The organism is Erwinia sp. AK-PDG3-5 (assembly GCF_056821705.1).
This window is the reverse complement of sequence record NZ_CM165967.1, coordinates 113746-132392: the sequence shown is the minus strand read 5'-3', so window position 1 is coordinate 132392 and position 18647 is coordinate 113746. Positions and strand designations below refer to the sequence as shown.

General features: G+C 54.9%; 17 protein-coding genes and 1 pseudogene. 1 reads left to right on the top strand and 17 read right to left on the bottom strand.

The genetic code is table 11. The annotated features are described in order from the left end of the window. Positions 1 to 137 precede the first annotated feature (137 nt). Positions 138 to 2861: an HTH-type transcriptional regulator MalT gene (gene malT, locus AC1UKS_RS00585; RefSeq protein ID WP_482435316.1), complete on the top strand. Its 2724-nt coding sequence runs from the start codon at positions 138 to 140 to the stop codon at positions 2859 to 2861. Here the strand turns inward: malT and AC1UKS_RS00580 are convergent. The 17 genes and pseudogenes from AC1UKS_RS00580 to AC1UKS_RS00500 all read right to left on the bottom strand — a co-directional run bounded on the left by AC1UKS_RS00580 (position 2858) and on the right by AC1UKS_RS00500 (position 18636). Then, positions 2858 to 3853 (bottom strand): acyltransferase, encoded by a 996-nt coding sequence (locus tag AC1UKS_RS00580; RefSeq protein WP_482436852.1) that lies wholly within the window; start codon positions 3851 to 3853, stop codon positions 2858 to 2860. The two genes, malT and AC1UKS_RS00580, sit on opposite strands and share 4 nt — an antisense overlap. A 438-nt stretch (positions 3854 to 4291) precedes the next feature. Further along, positions 4292 to 5176, bottom strand: a complete 885-nt coding sequence (locus AC1UKS_RS00575) for an RES family NAD+ phosphorylase (protein ID WP_482435315.1) — start codon at positions 5174 to 5176, stop codon at positions 4292 to 4294. Between the two features lie 261 nt (positions 5177 to 5437). Continuing rightward, positions 5438 to 5800 (bottom strand): hypothetical protein, encoded by a 363-nt coding sequence (locus AC1UKS_RS00570; RefSeq protein WP_482435314.1) that lies wholly within the window; start codon positions 5798 to 5800, stop codon positions 5438 to 5440. A 162-nt stretch (positions 5801 to 5962) separates the two neighbouring features. After that, positions 5963 to 6463: an Abi family protein gene (locus AC1UKS_RS00565; RefSeq protein ID WP_482435313.1), complete on the bottom strand. Its 501-nt coding sequence runs from the start codon at positions 6461 to 6463 to the stop codon at positions 5963 to 5965. 507 nt (positions 6464 to 6970) lie between these two features. Then, the gene (locus AC1UKS_RS00560; RefSeq protein ID WP_482435311.1) at positions 6971 to 7426 is read right to left on the bottom strand and encodes an Hcp family type VI secretion system effector; all 456 of its coding nucleotides are present in this window, start codon (positions 7424 to 7426) and stop codon (positions 6971 to 6973) included. Between the two features lie 20 nt (positions 7427 to 7446). After that, a complete protein-coding gene (locus AC1UKS_RS00555; protein ID WP_482435310.1) occupies positions 7447 to 7908 on the bottom strand; it encodes a DUF943 family protein in 462 nt (153 codons plus the stop codon). Next, positions 7905 to 8042, bottom strand: a pseudogene (locus AC1UKS_RS00550) (DUF3289 family protein); the annotation flags it as partial. The pseudogene AC1UKS_RS00550 and the gene AC1UKS_RS00555, both read right to left, overlap by 4 nt. 6 nt (positions 8043 to 8048) lie before the next feature. Beyond that, positions 8049 to 8501: a DUF943 family protein gene (locus AC1UKS_RS00545; protein WP_482435309.1), complete on the bottom strand. Its 453-nt coding sequence runs from the start codon at positions 8499 to 8501 to the stop codon at positions 8049 to 8051. Beyond that, positions 8501 to 9343, bottom strand: a complete 843-nt coding sequence (locus AC1UKS_RS00540; protein WP_482435307.1) for a DUF3289 family protein — start codon at positions 9341 to 9343, stop codon at positions 8501 to 8503. Before AC1UKS_RS00540 ends, AC1UKS_RS00545 begins: the two co-directional genes overlap by 1 nt. A 396-nt stretch (positions 9344 to 9739) precedes the next feature. Beyond that, complete coding sequence (locus AC1UKS_RS00535) at positions 9740 to 10855, bottom strand: mandelate racemase/muconate lactonizing enzyme family protein (protein ID WP_482435306.1); 1116 nt, start codon at positions 10853 to 10855, stop codon at positions 9740 to 9742. 43 nt (positions 10856 to 10898) lie between these two features. Next, entirely contained in the window at positions 10899 to 11672 is a 774-nt protein-coding gene (locus tag AC1UKS_RS00530) for a GntR family transcriptional regulator (RefSeq protein WP_206404556.1), read from the bottom strand. A gap of 14 nt (positions 11673 to 11686) precedes the next feature. Further along, positions 11687 to 13063 (bottom strand): dihydroorotase, encoded by a 1377-nt coding sequence (locus AC1UKS_RS00525; protein WP_482435305.1) that lies wholly within the window; start codon positions 13061 to 13063, stop codon positions 11687 to 11689. Between the two features lie 13 nt (positions 13064 to 13076). Then, positions 13077 to 14015 carry an ABC transporter substrate-binding protein gene (locus AC1UKS_RS00520; RefSeq protein WP_482435304.1) on the bottom strand — a complete coding sequence of 313 codons (939 nt, stop codon included), beginning with the start codon at positions 14013 to 14015 and terminating at the stop codon, positions 13077 to 13079. Continuing rightward, entirely contained in the window at positions 14015 to 15079 is a 1065-nt protein-coding gene (locus AC1UKS_RS00515; RefSeq protein WP_482435303.1) for an alpha-hydroxy acid oxidase, read from the bottom strand. The genes AC1UKS_RS00520 and AC1UKS_RS00515 overlap by 1 nt, the downstream gene beginning before the upstream one ends. Continuing rightward, positions 15072 to 16595, bottom strand: coding sequence for an amino acid ABC transporter permease/ATP-binding protein (locus AC1UKS_RS00510; protein WP_482435302.1), 1524 nt, complete (start codon positions 16593 to 16595; stop codon positions 15072 to 15074). Before AC1UKS_RS00510 ends, AC1UKS_RS00515 begins: the two co-directional genes overlap by 8 nt. 87 nt (positions 16596 to 16682) lie before the next feature. Next, entirely contained in the window at positions 16683 to 17567 is an 885-nt protein-coding gene (locus tag AC1UKS_RS00505; protein ID WP_482435301.1) for a transporter substrate-binding domain-containing protein, read from the bottom strand. A gap of 91 nt (positions 17568 to 17658) precedes the next feature. Then, positions 17659 to 18636, bottom strand: coding sequence for an NAD(P)-dependent oxidoreductase (locus AC1UKS_RS00500; RefSeq protein WP_482435300.1), 978 nt, complete (start codon positions 18634 to 18636; stop codon positions 17659 to 17661). Positions 18637 to 18647: the final 11 nt, after the last annotated feature.

Here is an 18647-nt window from a genome sequence, read left to right as displayed (position 1 = left end):
TAAGGAAAACTGATTAATTACGCACACTAAAATAATTAAATCCCCCCACAAAACTTACGCTGAAGCCCCCAAACACGGCTTTGTCGCAGTTAGAGAAGGGGAAACTGTCCTCTGACCTCCGGCAAAAGATACTCATTATGCTTATCCCTTCGAAACTGAGCCGCCCGGTGCGGTTGCAAAATACGGTGGTGCGCGAGCGTTTATTGACGAGACTTTCCGCTGCACAAAATTACCGCCTGACGCTGGTGACCAGCCCGGCGGGTTACGGCAAAACCACGCTGATGGCGCACTGGGCGTCCGGCAAAAATACCCTCGGCTGGTACTCGCTGGATGAAAGCGATAATCAGCCTGAACGCTTTGTCAGTTACCTGATCGCCGCCATTCAACATGCGACGGGCGGCCACTGCGCCAAGAGCGAAGCGTTAAGCCAGAAGCATCAGTACGCCAGCCTGCCGGCGCTGTTTGCGCAGCTGTTTGTCGAGCTTTCCGACTGGGATCAGCCGCTGATGCTGGTGATTGATGACTACCATCTGATTTCCAACACGGCGATCCACGAAGGCATGCGCTTTTTCCTGCGCCATCAGCCGGAAAATGTCTCGCTGCTGATCCTCTCACGCACCCTGCCGCCGTTAGGCATTGCCAACCTGCGCGTGCGCGATCAGCTGCTGGAACTCAATTCCACCCAGCTGGCGTTTACCCATCCTGAAACGCAGCAGTTTTTCGACTGCCGCCTGAAAGAACCGATTGAGCAGGCCGACAGTAACCGCCTGTGTGATGACGTTGCTGGCTGGGCCACGGCGTTGCAGCTGATCGCCCTGTCTGCCCGCCAGTCAACCACCCCGGCGCAGCAGTCGACGCAGCAATCGGCCCGTAAACTCGCCGGGGTTAACGCCAGCCACCTGTCGCACTATCTGGTGGAGGAAGTGCTGGATCGCGTCGATGCGCCGACCCGCGATTTCCTGCTGCGCTGCTCGTTGCTGCGGTCGATGAACGATGCGCTGATCGTCCGTCTGATGGGCGGAGAAAACGGTCAGCAACGGCTGGAAGCGCTGGAAAGCCAGGGACTGTTTATTCACCGTATGGATGACACCGGCGAGTGGTTTAACTTCCATCCGCTGTTCGCCACTTTTCTGCGTCAGCGCTGTCAGTGGGAGCTGGCGTCGGCGATCCCGGCCATCCACCGTGCCGCTGCGGAAGGCTGGCTGGCGCTGGGCTTCCCGGCCGAAGCTATCCACCACGCGCTGGGCGCGCAGGACACCACCATGCTGCGCGATATCATGCTGCAACATGCCTGGGCGCTGTTTAATCAAAGCGAGCTGGCGTTGCTGGAAGAGTGTCTGAACGCGCTGCCGTATGACCAGATGATCCTCAATCCGAAGCTGGTGCTGCTACAGGCCTGGCTGGCCCAGAGCCAGCACCGCTATGCGGAAGTCGAGGCGCTGCTGTCCCGCGCGGAAAGGGAAATGCAGCTGCGCGATATCGCGATGGCGCCCGATTTAACTGCGGAATTCGATGCCCTGCGGGCGCAGGTGGCGATTAACGACGGTCGTCAGGAAGAAGCCGGACAGCTGGCGACCGAAGCCCTGCGCTTTTTACCGCACGACAGCTATTACAGCCGGATTGTCGCCACCTCGGTCACCGGCGAAATTCAGCACTGCAAAGGCGATCTGGCCCGCGCCCTGCCGCTGATGCAGCAGACCGAGCAGATTGCCCGACGTTATCAGGTCTACCATTACGCGCTGTGGGCGCTGCTGCAACAGAGTGAAATCCTGATTGCACAGGGCTTTTTGCAGGCCGCTTTTGAGATGCAGGACCGCGCGTTTGAGCTGGTGCGCGAACAGCATCTTGAGCAGCTGCCGATGCACGAATTCCTGCTGCGCCTGCGTTCCCAGGTGCTGTGGTCGTGGTCGCGAGTGGATGATGCCGAAGCCGCTGCCCGTCAGGGGCTGACGGTGCTGACCAACTTCCAGCCGCAACAGCAGTTGCAGTGTCTGGCGATGCTGGCGAAATGCGCGCTGGCGCGCGGCCAGCTGGATAATGCCCACCACTATCTGCAACGCTGCGAAACCCTGTTGAAAAACGGCAAATACCATATCGACTGGCTGACCAACACCGATAAAATCCGCGTAATTTACTGGCAGATCACCGCCAATAAACCGGCGGCGCGGCAGTGGTTGCAACAGACGCGTAAACCCGGCGTGGCGGATAACCATTTCCAGCAGGGCCAGTGGCGCACCATCGCCCGCGTGCAGATTATGCTGGAACAGTTTAACGAGGCTGAAGTGGTGCTGGACGAGCTGAACAGCAACGCCCGCCAGCTGCGCCTGCTCAGCGATCTGAACCGCAACCTGCTGTTAAGTAACCTGCTGTACTGGCACACCGGGCGTAAAAGCGAAGCGCAGCGGGTGCTGATTGAAGCATTGGGGCTGGCGAACCGCACCGGCTTTATCAGCCACTTTGTGATTGAAGGCGAGATGATGGCGCAACAGTTAAGGCAGCTGCTGCAGCTGAACCTGCTGCCGGAACTGGAACAGCGGCGGGCGCAGCAAATTCTGCGCGAGCTGAATCAGCACCATCGTCACAAGTTCGCCCACTTCGATGAAAGCTTCGTTAACAAGCTGCTGACCCATCCGCAGGTGCCGGAATTGATCCGCACCAGCCCGTTAACCCAACGCGAATGGCAGGTGCTGGGGCTGATTTACTCCGGCTACAGCAACGAGCAAATCGCCGGAGAACTGGCGGTGGCGGCCACCACCATCAAAACCCATATCCGCAATCTGTACCAGAAAATGGGCATTGCGCATCGTCAGGATGCGGTGCAACAGGCCCAGCATCTGCTGTCAGTGATGGGCTACCACTAACTCACCAGATGGGTCTTATCGATACGTCGCAGGCCCATCGCCAGCAGCAAACTGCCTACCAGCGTAAGGCTAAACACCAGCGGGATATCGATAAAGGGGTGGTTGGTGTGATCCAGATGATGGGTGCGCATAAAATGGATAAACAGCGCGTGGAAGCCATAAATCGGCAGTGAATGGCGCGAGATCAGCGCCAGAAACGGCAGCGGTCGCTGATTGAGGCAGTTTTTAAACAGCACCAGCAGGCTCACCGCCGCAATAAACACCACCGGCCCGCAGTAGAGATACCAGGTGTCGGCAAAGGCACCGTTGATCGCCATCTGCTTTTTGGTCCCCATCGCAATCCCTGCCACGCTGGCAATAAACACCACACCCGCCAGCCAGCTGACGCCGCGTCGGTTGGTGTCCATCATGCCAATCGCCCGGCCAAACAGCGCGTACAGCACGTAGTAAAAACTGTCCCCGCTGAGATACAGATTGAGCGGCAGCCAGTGGAACGGTCCGACCGACTGATCGACGGTATTCGGGTTGGCCAGCACCGCCAGCACCAGCGTCACAATCGCCAGATAACCCGCGCGCACGGCTTTCACCTGGATCAGCGGGGAAAGCAGGTAGATCGGGATAATCGCGAAGAAGAACCACAGATGGTAGAACACCGGCTTTTGCAGCAGGTGCTTGATGGAAATCCCCTGATTGATTGGCGTCAGCCAGGTGATATAGGCCAGCGCCACCAGGCTGTAAAAGGCCAGACAGAGCACGATGCGCAGGAAATGCCGCCCCTGTGCGCTGCGTTCACCGAAGAACAGATAACCCGAAATCATAAAGAAAAGCGGCACGCACACGCGCGAGGCGGAATTCAGCAGGTTGGAAACATCCCAGGTGTGCTCGCCGATGGCCGTACTGTTGGTCACATACCAGGTGGTGGTATGGATCATAATCACCATCAGACAGGCCACCGCGCGCAAATTATCTATCCAGCCAATCTTTTCCTTCATGTCCGTCATGCCGTCCTCAGTTCCAGCGTTAGTGCGTACCAGAGGGTAGCCGGACGGCGATTGTTCAACAACCTTTGCGGTGAGAAATCGGAGGACGCTGACCGGATGGAGCCAGCTTGTGGGTGGGGAAAGCGTGAGTGGGCGGAAAAGTTATTGAGGGGAATGGCAGCTAAGTGCCAAAAGCAGACATTGCTGAAAAGTGTTTTGTGAGAAATAACAAGGAGTAGATCAGCTTAGCTACAGATACCGGAATGGATATAGCGGGTTAAAAGTATCCTCAAAGGCCATGTGGATCTATGATTGCGCTGCATCAAAGAGAAGGCGGCCACGCAGCAGGGCGCAGAAAAAATTTGTAATAACCTGCTGACCGATCGGTTACAGAGGGCACTGTTTCTCCGGGATGAACAGGCAATGAAATACGGTTTATTTCAGCCCTGTTCACTTAAGAACGTCACCTAATCCTTTCCAGTGATTTTCAATGAACTTACCAAACTGATCAAAATCCAGTTGGTTTTCCTCAAGAAGCTTCCACTGACTCTTAAATTCCTCAGACCATAGACGTAGAGCGTCCATATCCACCCGTTTATTATCCTTCATAGGGCCGAATGAATAATCATATGCAATGCTCTCAAGGTTAACTTTATTAGTTGATTCGAGGTATAGCTTACCGGCCTCCGCGGGTTTATCAAAAAGAACAACATTTTTCAGGTCTTTTTTATGAGCTTGCTTAAAATAGCTCGAAATGATGAAACCATCATATCCTCGCGACCGGATCTCATCAGAAAGTTCCTGACATAAGGGGTATTCATTTTTATCGCTGAAAACTAGCTTGTTAATGAAGATACTTATACTTTCGAATTCTGTTCCCGGCGGGTCAGTTACACGGGTAAGGTCGAGTAGTTTCAGCTCTATGCCTACCTTGAAAGTGGCCACTGCAATCCAGTCACTGAGTTTGACACGTACTTCATGCAGACACGTTTCAACCTCAAACGATCCATAAAAGATATGCTCACCATTCCGATTATATCGACCTTCTTTTGGCATCGGATTTGAGTCAAACTCTTTTGTCAGTGCTGGCGGGAGTTCCTCACCATTTCTGGCTCTAAAAATCCGTGTATTGACATCCAGAAATATCGTTTCGCAGGCGCTGATTACATCAGCCCATATTTTTTGACGTTCTGAACCTGTGACATTATTAAATACTAAATCTTGATAATGTGTAGTTGCGCCGATTTTATGTAATGGAGGTCCGTAATGATAAAGACGTAAGGGCTTATACTGACTCAGCAATACTATGTCTGAATCCAGTTCTGACTCAAACATTAACTCGTTGATTCAATTTGTTTTTATGTTATATATAGGAGCCCTACCACCTAGGGAAGGGGGAATAGATCCTACCACAAAGAATGCATAAGCCAACTCCTCCACACCTTTAGCATTCAGATATTTACTTGTATGTCCACATGCTTCAAAATTATGCTCACGGTCTGAGGCTAACCCTTCGGCTATCCACTTTAGCCCCATGTTCTTTATACAGGCCACGCATGTTTTATTATCTGACATCACTATTAATTTCCAGGTAAATTATCTAAGCGGTATAATAAGAGAACGCTTGCTTCCTTTAGAGATAATTTTTGATTTATCCCGGAAGGCGATTGCGCGGATATTTCTCTTTAACATTTTATATGAAACCTCAGTTGCTACAGGAGATGAGTTTATAACGCTGCCTACGTCCTGCATCGAACAGATGAATACCATCCGGTCATGCCACCATGACGATTTATAGCTTGCGGCCAAATCTCGATCAATCCATGATAAAAAATCAATCATTTGGTTATGATATTCTTTAAGATGGTCACAGCATTCTTTTATGTTTTTAGGCTTTGTCTTTACTATGTTTCTGTTTTTAGGAAATCCGGAGCGTGGAGAAATGACTTCCTCCAGCATATGCCCCATTTTCCATAACGGTTCATGATGAGATATCCGGTTACGTATTGAGTGGATCATATCAAGTCGACAATCCAGTTTAAATTCAATCCGAGTTGTAACCGCTGTGTTGCTGAAAGGGGCGTAAGGAAAGGATTTTGTAATGATATTCTTATGATCTTCTCACGCCTTATCCAGATTTGAGAAAATATACCGCCAGAAACCAAATGTTAACCCAGAAACTACGTCATCAGGGCTTTTTGGATGCTTGCGCGCGACGTATTTTCCGCGCATGTTTTTATGCGTGATTGAAGTGATCAGCGATAGTGGCTCTCCGCTAAAATTAACTGCGTGATACCAGTTGCAAGATTGTTTTTTCCCATGTGTCTGCGTCGAAACTTTATTCGTAGTAAACTGCTTCTTATCAGAACCATTGGCCACCATGTTTTTGGCGGTCTGAAAGTGTTCATTACTCAGCACAGTATGAACCTTGTTTCTGAGTGCTATTTCAATCAGTGAGATCAGTTTCCATAGCATCTCTGCTAGCTCACTGTTCCAGTGATACAGCGCCACGAGCTGATCATCGGCGGGAGGCGAACCCGCTGTAAAAAAGAACGCTCTGTATGACTGCATACGTGCTTCAGAAAGGCACTCCAAGTATGAAGGTAAATTTATAACTTGCATTCTATGCACATTTCCTTATTCTTATCCCTGTAAGCACACTAGCATTAACTCACTTATCCGACAATCGGCGGGTCTATGGGGCTAGATGGAGCCATATTTTCTGAATAATTTCAGAGTACAGAGGGCCACTCACATAGAGTGGCCCTCTGTGCATCTAGCCTTTTGCTCCCTTCTCCAAACTTTATACGTATAGATAGCGCACATCCACCTCCCCCCATTTAGATCACTACCGCTTCGCTTAAATAATAATTGGCTGCAAACTTGGAGTTAACCAGAATCTAACTAACTTTCGTAAAAAAGGTTGCGAGGGTTTATCAGATACTAAGTCTGGCTATGTCCGCTCCTCGCTCATAGCGGACCTTCATCGTTGAAGGCCCCTGCGCATCAATAAACACCTCTTACGTAGCCATCAAACACAACTGCCCACCCTCCGTCTGGGAACAGATCGAAGAGTGGAGAACTGGCCATGGCCTCCATCACGTCTGCCGGGAAGGTTTCTCCTCTTGTTCAGAAAGCCGAGGTATTATTTTTGATATCCCAGCCCGACCTGGCTTCGGCGCCTTTACCGCCGGAGGCACTCTGTTCCCAGTACTGCACTTTTACCGTCTCGGCCTGAAAAGCATATTGCATTCGGGCGTCGTCGCCGCCGTCACTGAATGAAACGCCGGCAATAAAAACGTTCTCCAGCGTGATGCGATAATATTCCAGTGCGGTACCGCCAGCCTTGCAGGCCGAGAGCTGTACTTTGCTAATTTTATGGCCATTCGAGGCGTGCAAAAACATCGCCGGGGTGGATTTATCCATTGAGGCCTGGGCAATCAGATTGAGATGGTTGGCGCCTCCCTTACCGGCCTGAACCCGGTTTACGCCCCAGCTGTAAGAGTGGATATCGGTCCAGCCCTTGTGGTCAGCGTCCTGAGATTCGCCATTTATGTTGTCGACCTTGATAAACAAATTACTCATTCCCTGAACCCTCTTCTGAGCTAATCCTTGCTGACTTCGATGATTTTTCCATCCTGCGTCATAAGATACGCATTCCCGTGGCGTCTGAACTGCGTGTCGCCATATCGGGTGCGATTAATAAGCATCAAAATATCTTTATCGATGCAGTTTTTAGGGGGTTTCATATCAGCGAAGCATAACCTGTCTTCCCTGTCTTTGTAGCCATCATCCTGATAACCCTTACCAAAAGAAAAAACTGATAAAAAGGCAGGCCCTCCGGAGTCTTTTGGCAAAATTTTATATTTTGATAATATTTCTGCTTGATTTTTCACCCACCAATCAATACTGGTTGATGTTGATAAAGGTAAATGATTAACCAGAATTTGTGCGGTGTATTGATCATGATGTGCATCTATAACCTTAACGCCCCGAAAGTTAAGATACAAATATGACCCACCAGTAATGAAAGACACTAAAACGAATATAATCAGTAATTTTTTCATTTCCTCCCCCCCTCAATATCTATTATCGCTTCCATGTTTGTAAGAAAAGGACGAAAGCCAAATGGATTAAAACGTTGCAGGACAAACCCGATCCTCAAAAACTGCAACTGATGAAATTTTGGCTTACTGATGTCCAAAAGCTAATCCTTGCTGACTTCGGTGATTTTTCCATCTTGCGTCATAAGATAAGTATTTCCGTGGCGTCTGAACTGCGTGTCGCCATCTCGGGTGCGACTGACCTGCATGAGAATGCCTTTATCGATGCAGTTTTTAGGTGGCTCCATATCAGCGAAACATAGCCGGTCCTCTCGGCCTAATTCCTGATACCCCTCACCAAAAGCAAAGAATGTTATAGATTCTGGCCCACCGGCATTGCTGGGGAGTATTTTATACTTTGAGTAAATAGCGGATTTATTTTTCAACCACCATTCAATACTGGTCGAAGTGGATATGGGTAGATGATTTACAATTATCACCGCCGAATACGGTGTAAGATGGACATCAATGACCTTGACTTCCCGGCTATTTAAATAAAAATAGACTCCTGATGCCATAAACACCAACACGGCCAATATGATTAACAGTCTTTTCATTACCTGTTCCCTTGTATTTCGATAGTGGCTTCCATATTTGTCATAAATGGACTGAATCCAAACCGGTTAAATCTCTGTAAAACGAACCAGATCCTGAAGAAATGGAATTGATGAAATTTCTGTTTATGAATGTCTTCAACGTCAAGACCAAAATGGTCCTGAGCAGTATAGATGAGTTGTGCTCGCCACTCACCACGGTTGACCTTGAGGCTTTTTATATCAATTCGTGTCGCATGGATATCATGCACAGTAATACTTAACCCATTAATTTTATCCATTACCAATGAGTTGAATTTAGGTAATATCTTCTTGCCTACCTGATCAGAGAGATAAGCTATCTTTGACTGCGGGAATCCTTTATCAACATAATTCACATATTTGTTTATTACGGCTGTTATTTCTAATCGGGTACTGTCATCGGAATCATCATTAAGGATCTGCTCGCGATATCCCCTGTCCAGCTGCAAATCTCGGAACGGTGCGCCGTTCGCCGTTTGCATATGGCTGAACATTTGATTGATCAGATTTCTATAGGGGCCATAAACGGAAAAAGGCAGCGATGTGATCTGAAGTTCATCAAACAACAGCCTGGCACACTCCTCGACACTGACTTTCCCCGCCCTTTTATCGCCATAGACGCCGGCAAAGCGCGATTGCGGGTTATTGAAGGCCGTCAGTCGTGTCAGCGTGTAAGGGTCAACGACATTAGAAATGGTGCTGAGGGCAAACTCGTCTTTCAGCCGTGATTCGGTGATGTCGCCGCAACGCATATCATCGGTGCCGTAATCGTCGAACGGGCGCTGCGTGGAGAAGATAGTCTGCGGGAAACGGGCCATCGTCATCTGCGTTACTCCTTGTAACGGGAAATCCCTATTTTATTCAGACAGGCTTTTTATCAGGGGAGAATAACGAAACTTTACGTCAGATTAATCATGCAGAAAAGTGATAAACCTACAAAACAGGAATTTTATTTTAGGCTGTTGACAGAAGGCGTTAATAGATTCGCTAATCTTTTTTTAAGTTATTCCCTTCATCATCAAGTTACTCCGGTTTTCCGTGGACTCCCTGTTACCACTCTCCATTACCGATCCGATTAACCAGCATCGGGATAGTCTTTGTTATTAAATCTTTATTTTGTTTTTATTTAAATAAAAAAGCCGCGATCAAGCGGCTTGAGGTAAAAAAGGTCGTGCCCAATTGCCTGCAAGTAACCCCGCCCGGTGGCGTCAGGCCCGGAGTTAATCCCGCACCAAAAACTTCTCGATAATGTCTTCGCGCGGCTCGACGCCCAGGCCAGGCTCCGACGACAGCCAGGCGTAACCGTCTTCAATACGCACCGGGTTCTTCGCCAGCGAGCGGCTGATTTCACCGGGCTCAACGCAATATTCCATCACCAGCGCATTCTCGATGGCGCAAAGGAAGTGCAGCGAGGCGGCGGTGTTGATGTCGGTGGTGAAGTTATGGTTGCACACCTTGCGGCCCCGGCTGTGGGCATAGTTGGCGATCTCAATCGCCTGGGTAAAGCCGGTGCGGGTCAGGTCGATCTGCACGATATCAATGCCGCCTTCATCAATCAGACGCTGGAAGCCGCTGACCGAACACTCCTGCTCGCCGGCCGCAATATGCTGCGTACAGGCGGCGGAAACCTGGCCGTAACCGGCAAAGTTATCCGGATGCAGCGGCTCTTCAATCCAAAACAGGTTGAACGGATCGAAACGTTCGGCACGACGAATGGTGGTTTTGGCATCCCACGCGTGGCCGACGTCGAGCATCAGGTCGACGTCGCCGCCAATTGCATGGCGAAGTGCGTCGAGATAGCGCATATCCAGCGCTTCATTCTCGCCAAAGGGTTCCCAGCCAAACTTCACGCCGGTGTGGCCGGTATCCACCGCATGACGGGCGCGGGCCACGGTGTCATCAATGCTGTACTGGAACATATTGGAGGAGTAGACGCGCATTTTGTCGCGCATCGCCCCGCCCAGCAGATCGACAATCGGTTTATCCAGCGCCTTGCCTTTGATATCCCACAGCGCGATATCAATGCCCGCCATCGCCTGGATCACCGCGCCATTGCGGCCGTAATAGATGGTCGCCTTGTGCATTTTGGTCCACAGACGTTTGGTGTCCAGCGGGTTCTCGCCAATCAGCAGCGACTTCAGGCCGGTGACCATGGTGTGGGAATACGGCGCATCAATAATCGCTTTGGTCACGTACGGGCTGCCGTCCACTTCACCCCAGCCGACATAACCGGCATCGGTGGAGATTTTGATCAGCAGCGCATCCTGCGAACTGTCGGTGCGCTTTTCAATGTTCGGCAGCCGTAAGTAAAAGGCTTCTACGTCGGTAATTTTCATCAAGTCGGTTTCCTGGTGGCAAAATAGTGAAGCAAAGGCGGCGTTACTCTGCCTGAGAAAGCAATTTGCGGCGTTCCGCGATTATTTTTTCGTAATCCACGTCCAGCGACTGCACGCGAATATGTTGTTCAATTTCGTCCGCCATTTTGCGGATATCGCCTTCGGCAAACACATCCACCAGACGCTGATGCTCCTCGATAATCGCCGCCATTGATTTACCCATGGTCGACAGGCCGAAAATCACCGTCAGCTGACGGGCGATGGACTCCCACAAATTGCTCAGCACCGGGTTCATCGCAAAGCTGCACAGCGTGCGGTGAAAAGCGGTATCGGCGGAGGCAAAGCCGTACACGTCCTCGCGCTGCTGCATCAGCACCAGCTCTTCCACGCTCTGATTCAGAATGCGGATCTCGCGTGGGCCGTTGCGCCCTGCTTCAATCGCCCGGCGGCAGGCCAGCGTTTCCAGCGGAATGCGCACGTCGATAATCTGCTCCAGCCGCTGATGCGAAATCTCCATCAGGCGGATGCCTTTATACGGCTCGCTGGAGACAATCCCCTGGCTTTCCAGAATGCGCAGCGCCTCGCGGATCGGCACCCGGCTCATGCCCAGACGGGTCACCAGGTCCGGCTCGGACACCCGGTCGCCCGGCAGTAATAATCCCCGCGAGGCGGCCGAAAGAATGGCATCCACCGCGTGATCCACTAAGGTACGTGGCCTGGCGGGTGCCCAGCTGTCGTCAATATTCTCTTCGTCGAGCAAAGGCGCGTTGACCTGTTTTCCCGTTTTACGCGCGGGGGTCGCGGATTTAGCGGCCATAGCACTGTCCTGAATTAATGGGTACGGGTCTGGAACTGGCCGAAGCCCGGTTCCACCTGCATTTCGCCCTCGCTGAAGACCGTCACGCCACGGATTAACGTGCGGACCACTTTGCCCTGACAGGTCATGCCTTCAAACGCGCTCCACTTGCCAAGCCCCTGGAAGTTCGCCCCTGCCACCGTCCAGCTTGAAGCCGGATCGTAAAAGGCCAGGTCAGCGTCAAAGCCCAGCGCGATAGCGCCCTTCTGCGGATAAAGATGGAAGGCTTTTGCCGGGCCGGTGGCGGTCATGCGGGCGATATCCTGCAACGACACGCCGCGTTTTATGTGCCCTTCGCTAAAGAACATCGGGCCCAGCGTTTCCACGCCGGTCAGGCCCATGCCTGCGTCCCAGATGGTTTCCAGACCGGCCTGCTTCTGTTCCGGGGTGTACGGACAGTGATCGGAGGCCAGCACGTCGATTTCGCCGCTTTGCAGCACCTGCCACAGCGCATCCACCACCGGACGCGGGCGGATGGGCGGCCCGCAGCGGGCGTTGGGACCGATGCGCACCAGATCTTCTTCATCCAGCATTAAATAGTGGGGACAGGTTTCGAAGGTGGCGCGGACGGCCGGGCGGGCATCGGCTATCAGCTGCGCGGCCCTGGCCGAACTGACGTGCACGATATGCGCCCTGGCACCGGTTTCTCTCGCTATCTGCAACACGCGGCCAACCGCTTCAATCTCGGCGATTTCCGGGCCGGCCAGCGCGTGGGCGCGGGTATCTTTGCGTCCGGCCTGGCGCAGTTCGCTGCCTGCGCCGATCAGAATGTCGTGGTTCTCAGCATGGACGCCAATCAGGCCATCAAAGGTTTTCAGTTCGCGCATCGCGCGCAGCAGGCCATCGTCGTTCAGACGGGGCAGCCCTTTCTCATCCGTCGCTTCACCGTTCACCGCGCCGCTGCACAGGAAGGCCTTAAAGGCGACCGCACCCAGCGCGTCCAGCTCCGCCAGCTGGCTGACGTTGTTGCCGTCCAGCCCGGCCCACATGGCGAAATCCACCGAGCAGCTGCGGGCCAGCATCTCGCGCTTGGAAATAAAGTTTTTGGTTGTGGTGGCGGGCGGCAGCGAGTGCGGCATTTCGACAATGGTGGTCACGCCGTGTGCGGCGGCACCGCGCGTCCCTTCCCGCAGTTCCTGCTCAGGAAAGTCGTGCGAGCCGGTGAAATGGGTGTGCACATCAATCGCGCCCGGCAGGATCACCAGCCCGGTCGCATCAATAATCTCGTCGGCCTGCGGCAACGCGGTGCCGCGCGCCAGGATACCGGCAATCTTGCCCTGCTCAATCAGCAGATCGGCCTGCACTTCGCCGCTTTCCAGTACCGCCAGGCCATTAATAATCAACGTCTTCATGCCGTTTCTCCTGTTAAGGTTTCACGCGGGCGGCGAGGGACACGTCCACCAGCGCGGCAAAAGGAACCGGGATTGACGGGCTCAGCCAGCCGGCGTCGGTCAGCAGCCGCGCAAAGCGGTCGAAATCGTCCTGTATCATCAGCGGAGACGCCGCAAAGACCTTCGCCTGCAGATAGGCATCCAGTCCGGTGACCAGCGCCGCTTCAGGGTAATCGGGATACCAGGGCTGAACCTGCGCCGCCAGCGCCTGCGCGCTATGCTGCTGCAACCACTGCTGCGCGGCGTTCATCGCCGCCGTAAAAGCAACGAATGCCGCATGTTTGCCGGCCAGCACGTCACGCCGGGCAATATAGGCGCTCCACGGAATATCGCCGCACAGCGGTGCCAGGCTGGCGATGCTGTGCAGCTCGCCACGCGCAATATAAGGTGCCAGCGCGTGCATCGAATGCAATGCGTAATCGGCTTCGCCCCGGCTGACGGCAGCCATGTCGGCCGCTTCGTCGCCGCTGCCGGCAATCAGCTCAACCTCGTTTTCAAGCTGGTGCTGACGCAGCAGCCAGGTGAAACTCAAAGTCGCCGTGCCGACGTTGCCGACATCAATGACGCGCTTACCGCGCAGGCTTTGCAGGCTAAACCGGCAGTGCGCTGTACCGGCTGCCAGGAACCACGGGTTGGCTGAGACCGCCGCGCCAAAGCACAGCAGTTCCGGGCCATTTTCCTGATGATTTTTCATCATCACCATCGGACCGCCAATCGTCAGATCGGCCTCGCCCGCGATCACCGCCGGTACCTGGCCACCCTGCACGGTGTGACCGCCGGATTCTGCGGTGGTGAAGTTGACGCGAAGGCCATGCTTTGCAAACAGGCCGAGGCTGTCGGCCAGATACTGCGCGCAGTAATAAATGCGGGATTCGCTGCGGTCGCCCTGGTTAAGCGTTAAAAGCAGGGTCATCAGACGGGTTCTCCGGCAGAGGTAAGAAACGACGGGTTCAGCTCGCTGATTTCGCTGACGCCGCACCAGTGGCTGAGGGCGGTGATTTCATTCACCCAGCCCGACAGCAGGCCAAATACCGCCTCTTCGCCCCCGGCCACCAGCGCGCTGATCACCGGACGGACCACCAGCGATAACGAGGCGCCCAGACAGGCGGCAACCACCGCATCGGTGCCGCTGCGCACGCCGCCATCCAGCGCCAGATCGCCCTGATACTGCTGGCGTAATGCGCCAAGCTGTTGCACCGGCGTGGCCCAGCGCGAACTCTGGCGCAGGCCGATATTGGAGGCGATGATGCCCTGACAGCCGACATTCTGTGCCGCAACGGCATCGTCAGGATGCAGAATGCCCTTCACCAGCAGCGGCAGCTGATGCTTCGCCGCCATTTCACCGGCCTGACGCAGTTCGTCCCAGCCCCAGCACGGGAAAGCCGGTAATGCCTGCACGCCAGGCCCGGTGGAACCGATGGTTTTCATGCCGCGCTGCAGCAGCGCCTCCCCAATGGAAAACCCGCCAGGTTGCAGACCCGGAACCGGATGAACCGGTGCCAGCAGCGTCAGAATAATGCCCTTTGCGCCGCATTCGGCGGCATGGGCGATCAACCGCTCAATGCGGGAGAGATCGCCCGCCGCACGCAGTTGCAGCCAGCAGCCGTCATACACCGCACAAATGGCGTTCAGCGGCGTGACCGTCTCTTCCGAGATGGCCAGCGGCAGCTGCAGACGCTTGCAGGCACGGGCAATCGGCAGCAGGCCTTCCGGGTGGAAAATCGCGTCACCGGCAAACGCGCCGACGCCAAGCGGGGCCGCCCAACGCTGTCCGGCAAACGCCATCTGGGTATCAATGCCTTTGTTGGCGCGCATCACGCGGGGCAGCAGGCGATAGCGTTGCAGGTCCTGACTGTTGACGTCACAAGCGTCCAGCAGCGCATCCGCCGGTTGGCCCATCATATAGCGGTACAGTGGCTCGCCTAAACGCTGGCGGGTCTCCAGCTGGAAGGGCAACCCATTGGCTGACTCAGGCATGGTGACTCTCCTGATGTTCCTGTTCATGTTTAAGGAAGGTGGCAAATGCCTCGGTTTCCGGCTGCTTGAGGATTGATGGCGGCCCCTGCTCAATCAGCTGGCCGCCCTGCAGGAATACCACCCGATCCGCCACGCTGGCGGCGAAGGCCACGTCATGGGTGCTGATAATCATGGTGATACCGGTTTGCGCCAGATTACGGATGGTCTGGTTAACTTCCCGCACCAGCTCCGGATCCAGTGCCGAGGTTGGCTCATCAAACAGCAGGATGCGTGGCTCGGCGGCGAGTGCGCGGGCGATGCCGACGCGCTGCTGCTGGCCACCGGACAGTTCGTGCGGCAGGTTGGCAACGAAGTCGCCCAGACCTACCGCCCGCAGGGCACGTAAGCCCTTAGCGCGCGCCAGCTCTTCCTGCACGCCCTGCACCCGCAGCGGAATGCTCATGGCGTTATCCAGCGCGGTCAGGTGGTCGAACAGGGCAAAATGCTGGAAGACAATGCCGATACCGGAACGGGCGCGGTTCATCGGCAGCAGGCGCTCTGGCAGCGCGCGGCCGCTTTCGTCGTAGCCCATGATGTGGCCTTCGGTGGCAATTTTGCCGCTGGAGCGTGGCGTCAGCGCCAGGATCGATTTCAGCAGCGTACTTTTACCGGAACCGGAGCGGCCCAGCAGCACCACCACTTCGCCACGGCGAATATGCAGCGACAGATCCTTCAGCACCGGCTTGCTGCCGTACTCGACGCACAGGTTATCGATTTCCAGCACCGTGGCGGCTTTGTTGGTGTCCCAGCGCTGTTTCGGCAGCGCGACCACCTCGGCCTCCACCGGCATCGGCAACTTCTCCAGACGCAGACGGGCACGGCGGGCGCGGTCTTCAAGATTGTAGTGACGTTCAAGCCACCACTGGCCACCGGCCAGCAGCGAGGAGAGGATCATATAGATACCGCCTGACGCCACCAGCACCGGAATAAACAGGAAGTTTTGTGAAACGATGGTCTGCCCACGCATGGTCAGTTCGTTCACGCCGACCACCGAGGCCAGTGACGTCGATTTCAACAGGCCCACCGCTTCGTTGCCCATGGTCGGCAGAATGGCTCGCAGCGCCTGCGGGATAACCACATGGATCATCTCTTTGGTCCGCGAATAGCCAAACGCCTGCGCGGCGGTGCGCTGATTGCGATCGGTGGCAAGAATGCCACCACGGATAATTTCCGCGCAGAAGGCGGTTTCGTTGATCATCAATGCCAGTAAGGCACTGAGGAAAGGACTGAAGCGCAGGCCAAACTGCGGTAACACGTTGTACAGCAGGATCAGCTGTAACAGGACCGGCGTGCCACGCAGAATATAGATATAGACCTGCACAGGAAAACGGATAATCCAGTGGCGGGAGGTGCTGGCCAGCGCCAGAAAGAACCCAATAATCACCCCACCTGCCAGCGCACCCACCAGCAATTCCAGCGCGATAACGGCACCCTGCCACAGATACGGCAGGGTTAAATACTTCAGAAAATCATCCACGCGCTTTCTCCCGCTGTCGGACGCTTACCTTACCCCGGCCCTACAGCAGCATTCGCCGCAGGGCCGGTCGTTCACTGACCTGACGGCTTACCCTTTATCGACGGCGATACGCTGAGCGCTGGCGCCCTGGCCCCAGTAATCCAGCAGTTTTTTCTGCGCGCCGCTCTCCTGGATCACTTTCATCGCATCCAGCACCGCATGACGCATCACGGTGTTGTCTTTGGCGATGGGGAAACCGACCATGATCGGCAGATCGACGGTGAAGGCGGTGTCGAAGCTTGGGTCAGCCTTGGCGATTTCACGCGCGGAGCCCGCTTCGGTCAGATAGATATCCGCACGACCGCTTTTGATCGCCTGGATGCTGTTATCGGTGTTTTGCACCATCAGCATGCCCACTTCCGGCTTACCGGCCGCTGTGCATTTTGCCGTCTGCTCAGGCACCAGTTTGGTGGCTTCATAGGTGCCTGCCGCCGCCGCGACGGTTTTGCCGCACAGGTCATCAGCAGAGAGGATTTTCTTCGGGTTGCCTTTGGCAACGATCGAACCGTCCTGTACCTGCACCGACGCCACAAAGGCAATCTGCTTCAGACGCTCAGGGGTGACGTACAGCATCGGGCCGATATCAGCACGGCCGCTGGAGATCGAGGTCAGCAGGACGTTGAAGGAGCCGTTTTGATAAGTGTGTTTAAAGCCCAGGCAGCCGCCGATACGATCGAACAGCGACGGGTCCAGACCTTCAATCACCGTTGGATCGGCCGCGGATGGCGCTTCGAAGCCTTTGGTGTAGCCGCCCAGACCCACCACCACGTCCTTGCCAACCAGCGAAGGATATTGGGTTTGCAGCGTTTTACACTGCGCCATCGCACCGAACGCGTCGGCGGAAGGTGTAACCGGGTCCGCAGCCTGCGCGGAGAGAGAGACCAGTGCGCCGGTCAGACCGGATACGAACAAAGCGATGCGTGCTAATTTCATTAAAAGATTCCCCTGGTGCTGGTATGTGTGGAAGCGATGACCTGCAAGTAATGAATCACGTTCGACTGCGTTTGTTGGTGTTGGCGTAAGATCAATAACCGTTCTCTTTGCTCACCCGGTTTATAAGCGGCTCGTGGGCCAGGTACCGTTCGAGGTTCTGCTCGAACAACGTCAGGCAACCGTCGAGATAGGCGCCGTGGTCGTCCAGACTGCAATGCGGCGTGATGATCAGCCGCGGGCACTGCCAGAGCGCGTCGCCTTGCGGCAGCGGCTCCTCGTTAAACACATCCAGTACCGCACCGGCCAGTTGCCCGGCGGTCAGCATGTCGCTGAGGGCGTCGTAGTCAAAAACCCTGGCCCGGCCGACAACGATCACCCCGGCCCGCGCCGGTAATCTCGCCAGCCGTTGACGGCTGAACAGCCCGTCGGTGGCCGGCGTCAGCGGCAGCGTGGAGACCAGCACATCGGTATCGGCCAGTTCGGCGTCCACCTCGGCGATGCGAATACAGCGCGCCACCTCAGCCGTGGTTTCTCCGCTGCGGGTCACGCCCGTCACCTGATAGCCCTGGCGGGTCAGTAACGCCGCAGCGGCTGACCCGATGCCGCCCAGCCCCAGCAGCAGCACTTTTTTACCGCGCGCGCAGCCGCCAAAGGTCGGACGCCACTGCTGACCGGCCTGATCCTGCAGAAAGCCGGGAATGCCGTAGTTGAACATCAGCGCCGACATCAGAATAAACTCCGCACCTTTGTCGCCATGCACGCCGGAAGCGTTGGTAAGCTGCACCGCGTCTGGCCACTTCTCGAGCCAGCTCTCCACGCCCGCCGACATCACCTGCACCCAGCCCAGCGTTGAGGCGGATGTCAGATGCTGATACAGCGGGAATTTGCGGCCGGCCCAGACGATATCGGCCGCCGGTAAAAAGTCGGCGACACGCTGCGCATCGCTGTTTTCACTCAGCGTAAAGCGTCCACGTAACGCCGGGTTGGCCTCCAGACGCTGCATCAGCACCGCCTGCGGCAGTTGCAGCGCTGCCGGGCCAGCCGGATCATTTTCAATGTGGATATGCATGCTGTTCTCCC

What these genes read in the sequence shown, in the direction of transcription:
- malT (WP_482435316.1), top strand. Translation starts at nt 138, where the DNA reads ATGCTTATCCCTTCGAAACTGAGCCGCCCGGTGCGGTTGCAAAATACG.
- AC1UKS_RS00580 (WP_482436852.1), bottom strand. Translation starts at nt 3,853, where the DNA reads ATGAAGGAAAAGATTGGCTGGATAGATAATTTGCGCGCGGTGGCCTGT.
- AC1UKS_RS00575 (WP_482435315.1), bottom strand. Translation starts at nt 5,176, where the DNA reads ATGTTTGAGTCAGAACTGGATTCAGACATAGTATTGCTGAGTCAGTAT.
- AC1UKS_RS00570 (WP_482435314.1), bottom strand. Translation starts at nt 5,800, where the DNA reads ATGCTGGAGGAAGTCATTTCTCCACGCTCCGGATTTCCTAAAAACAGA.
- AC1UKS_RS00565 (WP_482435313.1), bottom strand. Translation starts at nt 6,463, where the DNA reads ATGCAAGTTATAAATTTACCTTCATACTTGGAGTGCCTTTCTGAAGCA.
- AC1UKS_RS00560 (WP_482435311.1), bottom strand. Translation starts at nt 7,426, where the DNA reads ATGAGTAATTTGTTTATCAAGGTCGACAACATAAATGGCGAATCTCAG.
- AC1UKS_RS00555 (WP_482435310.1), bottom strand. Translation starts at nt 7,908, where the DNA reads ATGAAAAAATTACTGATTATATTCGTTTTAGTGTCTTTCATTACTGGT.
- AC1UKS_RS00545 (WP_482435309.1), bottom strand. Translation starts at nt 8,501, where the DNA reads ATGAAAAGACTGTTAATCATATTGGCCGTGTTGGTGTTTATGGCATCA.
- AC1UKS_RS00540 (WP_482435307.1), bottom strand. Translation starts at nt 9,343, where the DNA reads ATGACGATGGCCCGTTTCCCGCAGACTATCTTCTCCACGCAGCGCCCG.
- AC1UKS_RS00535 (WP_482435306.1), bottom strand. Translation starts at nt 10,855, where the DNA reads ATGAAAATTACCGACGTAGAAGCCTTTTACTTACGGCTGCCGAACATT.
- AC1UKS_RS00530 (WP_206404556.1), bottom strand. Translation starts at nt 11,672, where the DNA reads ATGGCCGCTAAATCCGCGACCCCCGCGCGTAAAACGGGAAAACAGGTC.
- AC1UKS_RS00525 (WP_482435305.1), bottom strand. Translation starts at nt 13,063, where the DNA reads ATGAAGACGTTGATTATTAATGGCCTGGCGGTACTGGAAAGCGGCGAA.
- AC1UKS_RS00520 (WP_482435304.1), bottom strand. Translation starts at nt 14,015, where the DNA reads ATGACCCTGCTTTTAACGCTTAACCAGGGCGACCGCAGCGAATCCCGC.
- AC1UKS_RS00515 (WP_482435303.1), bottom strand. Translation starts at nt 15,079, where the DNA reads ATGCCTGAGTCAGCCAATGGGTTGCCCTTCCAGCTGGAGACCCGCCAG.
- AC1UKS_RS00505 (WP_482435301.1), bottom strand. Translation starts at nt 17,567, where the DNA reads ATGAAATTAGCACGCATCGCTTTGTTCGTATCCGGTCTGACCGGCGCA.
- AC1UKS_RS00500 (WP_482435300.1), bottom strand. Translation starts at nt 18,636, where the DNA reads ATGCATATCCACATTGAAAATGATCCGGCTGGCCCGGCAGCGCTGCAA.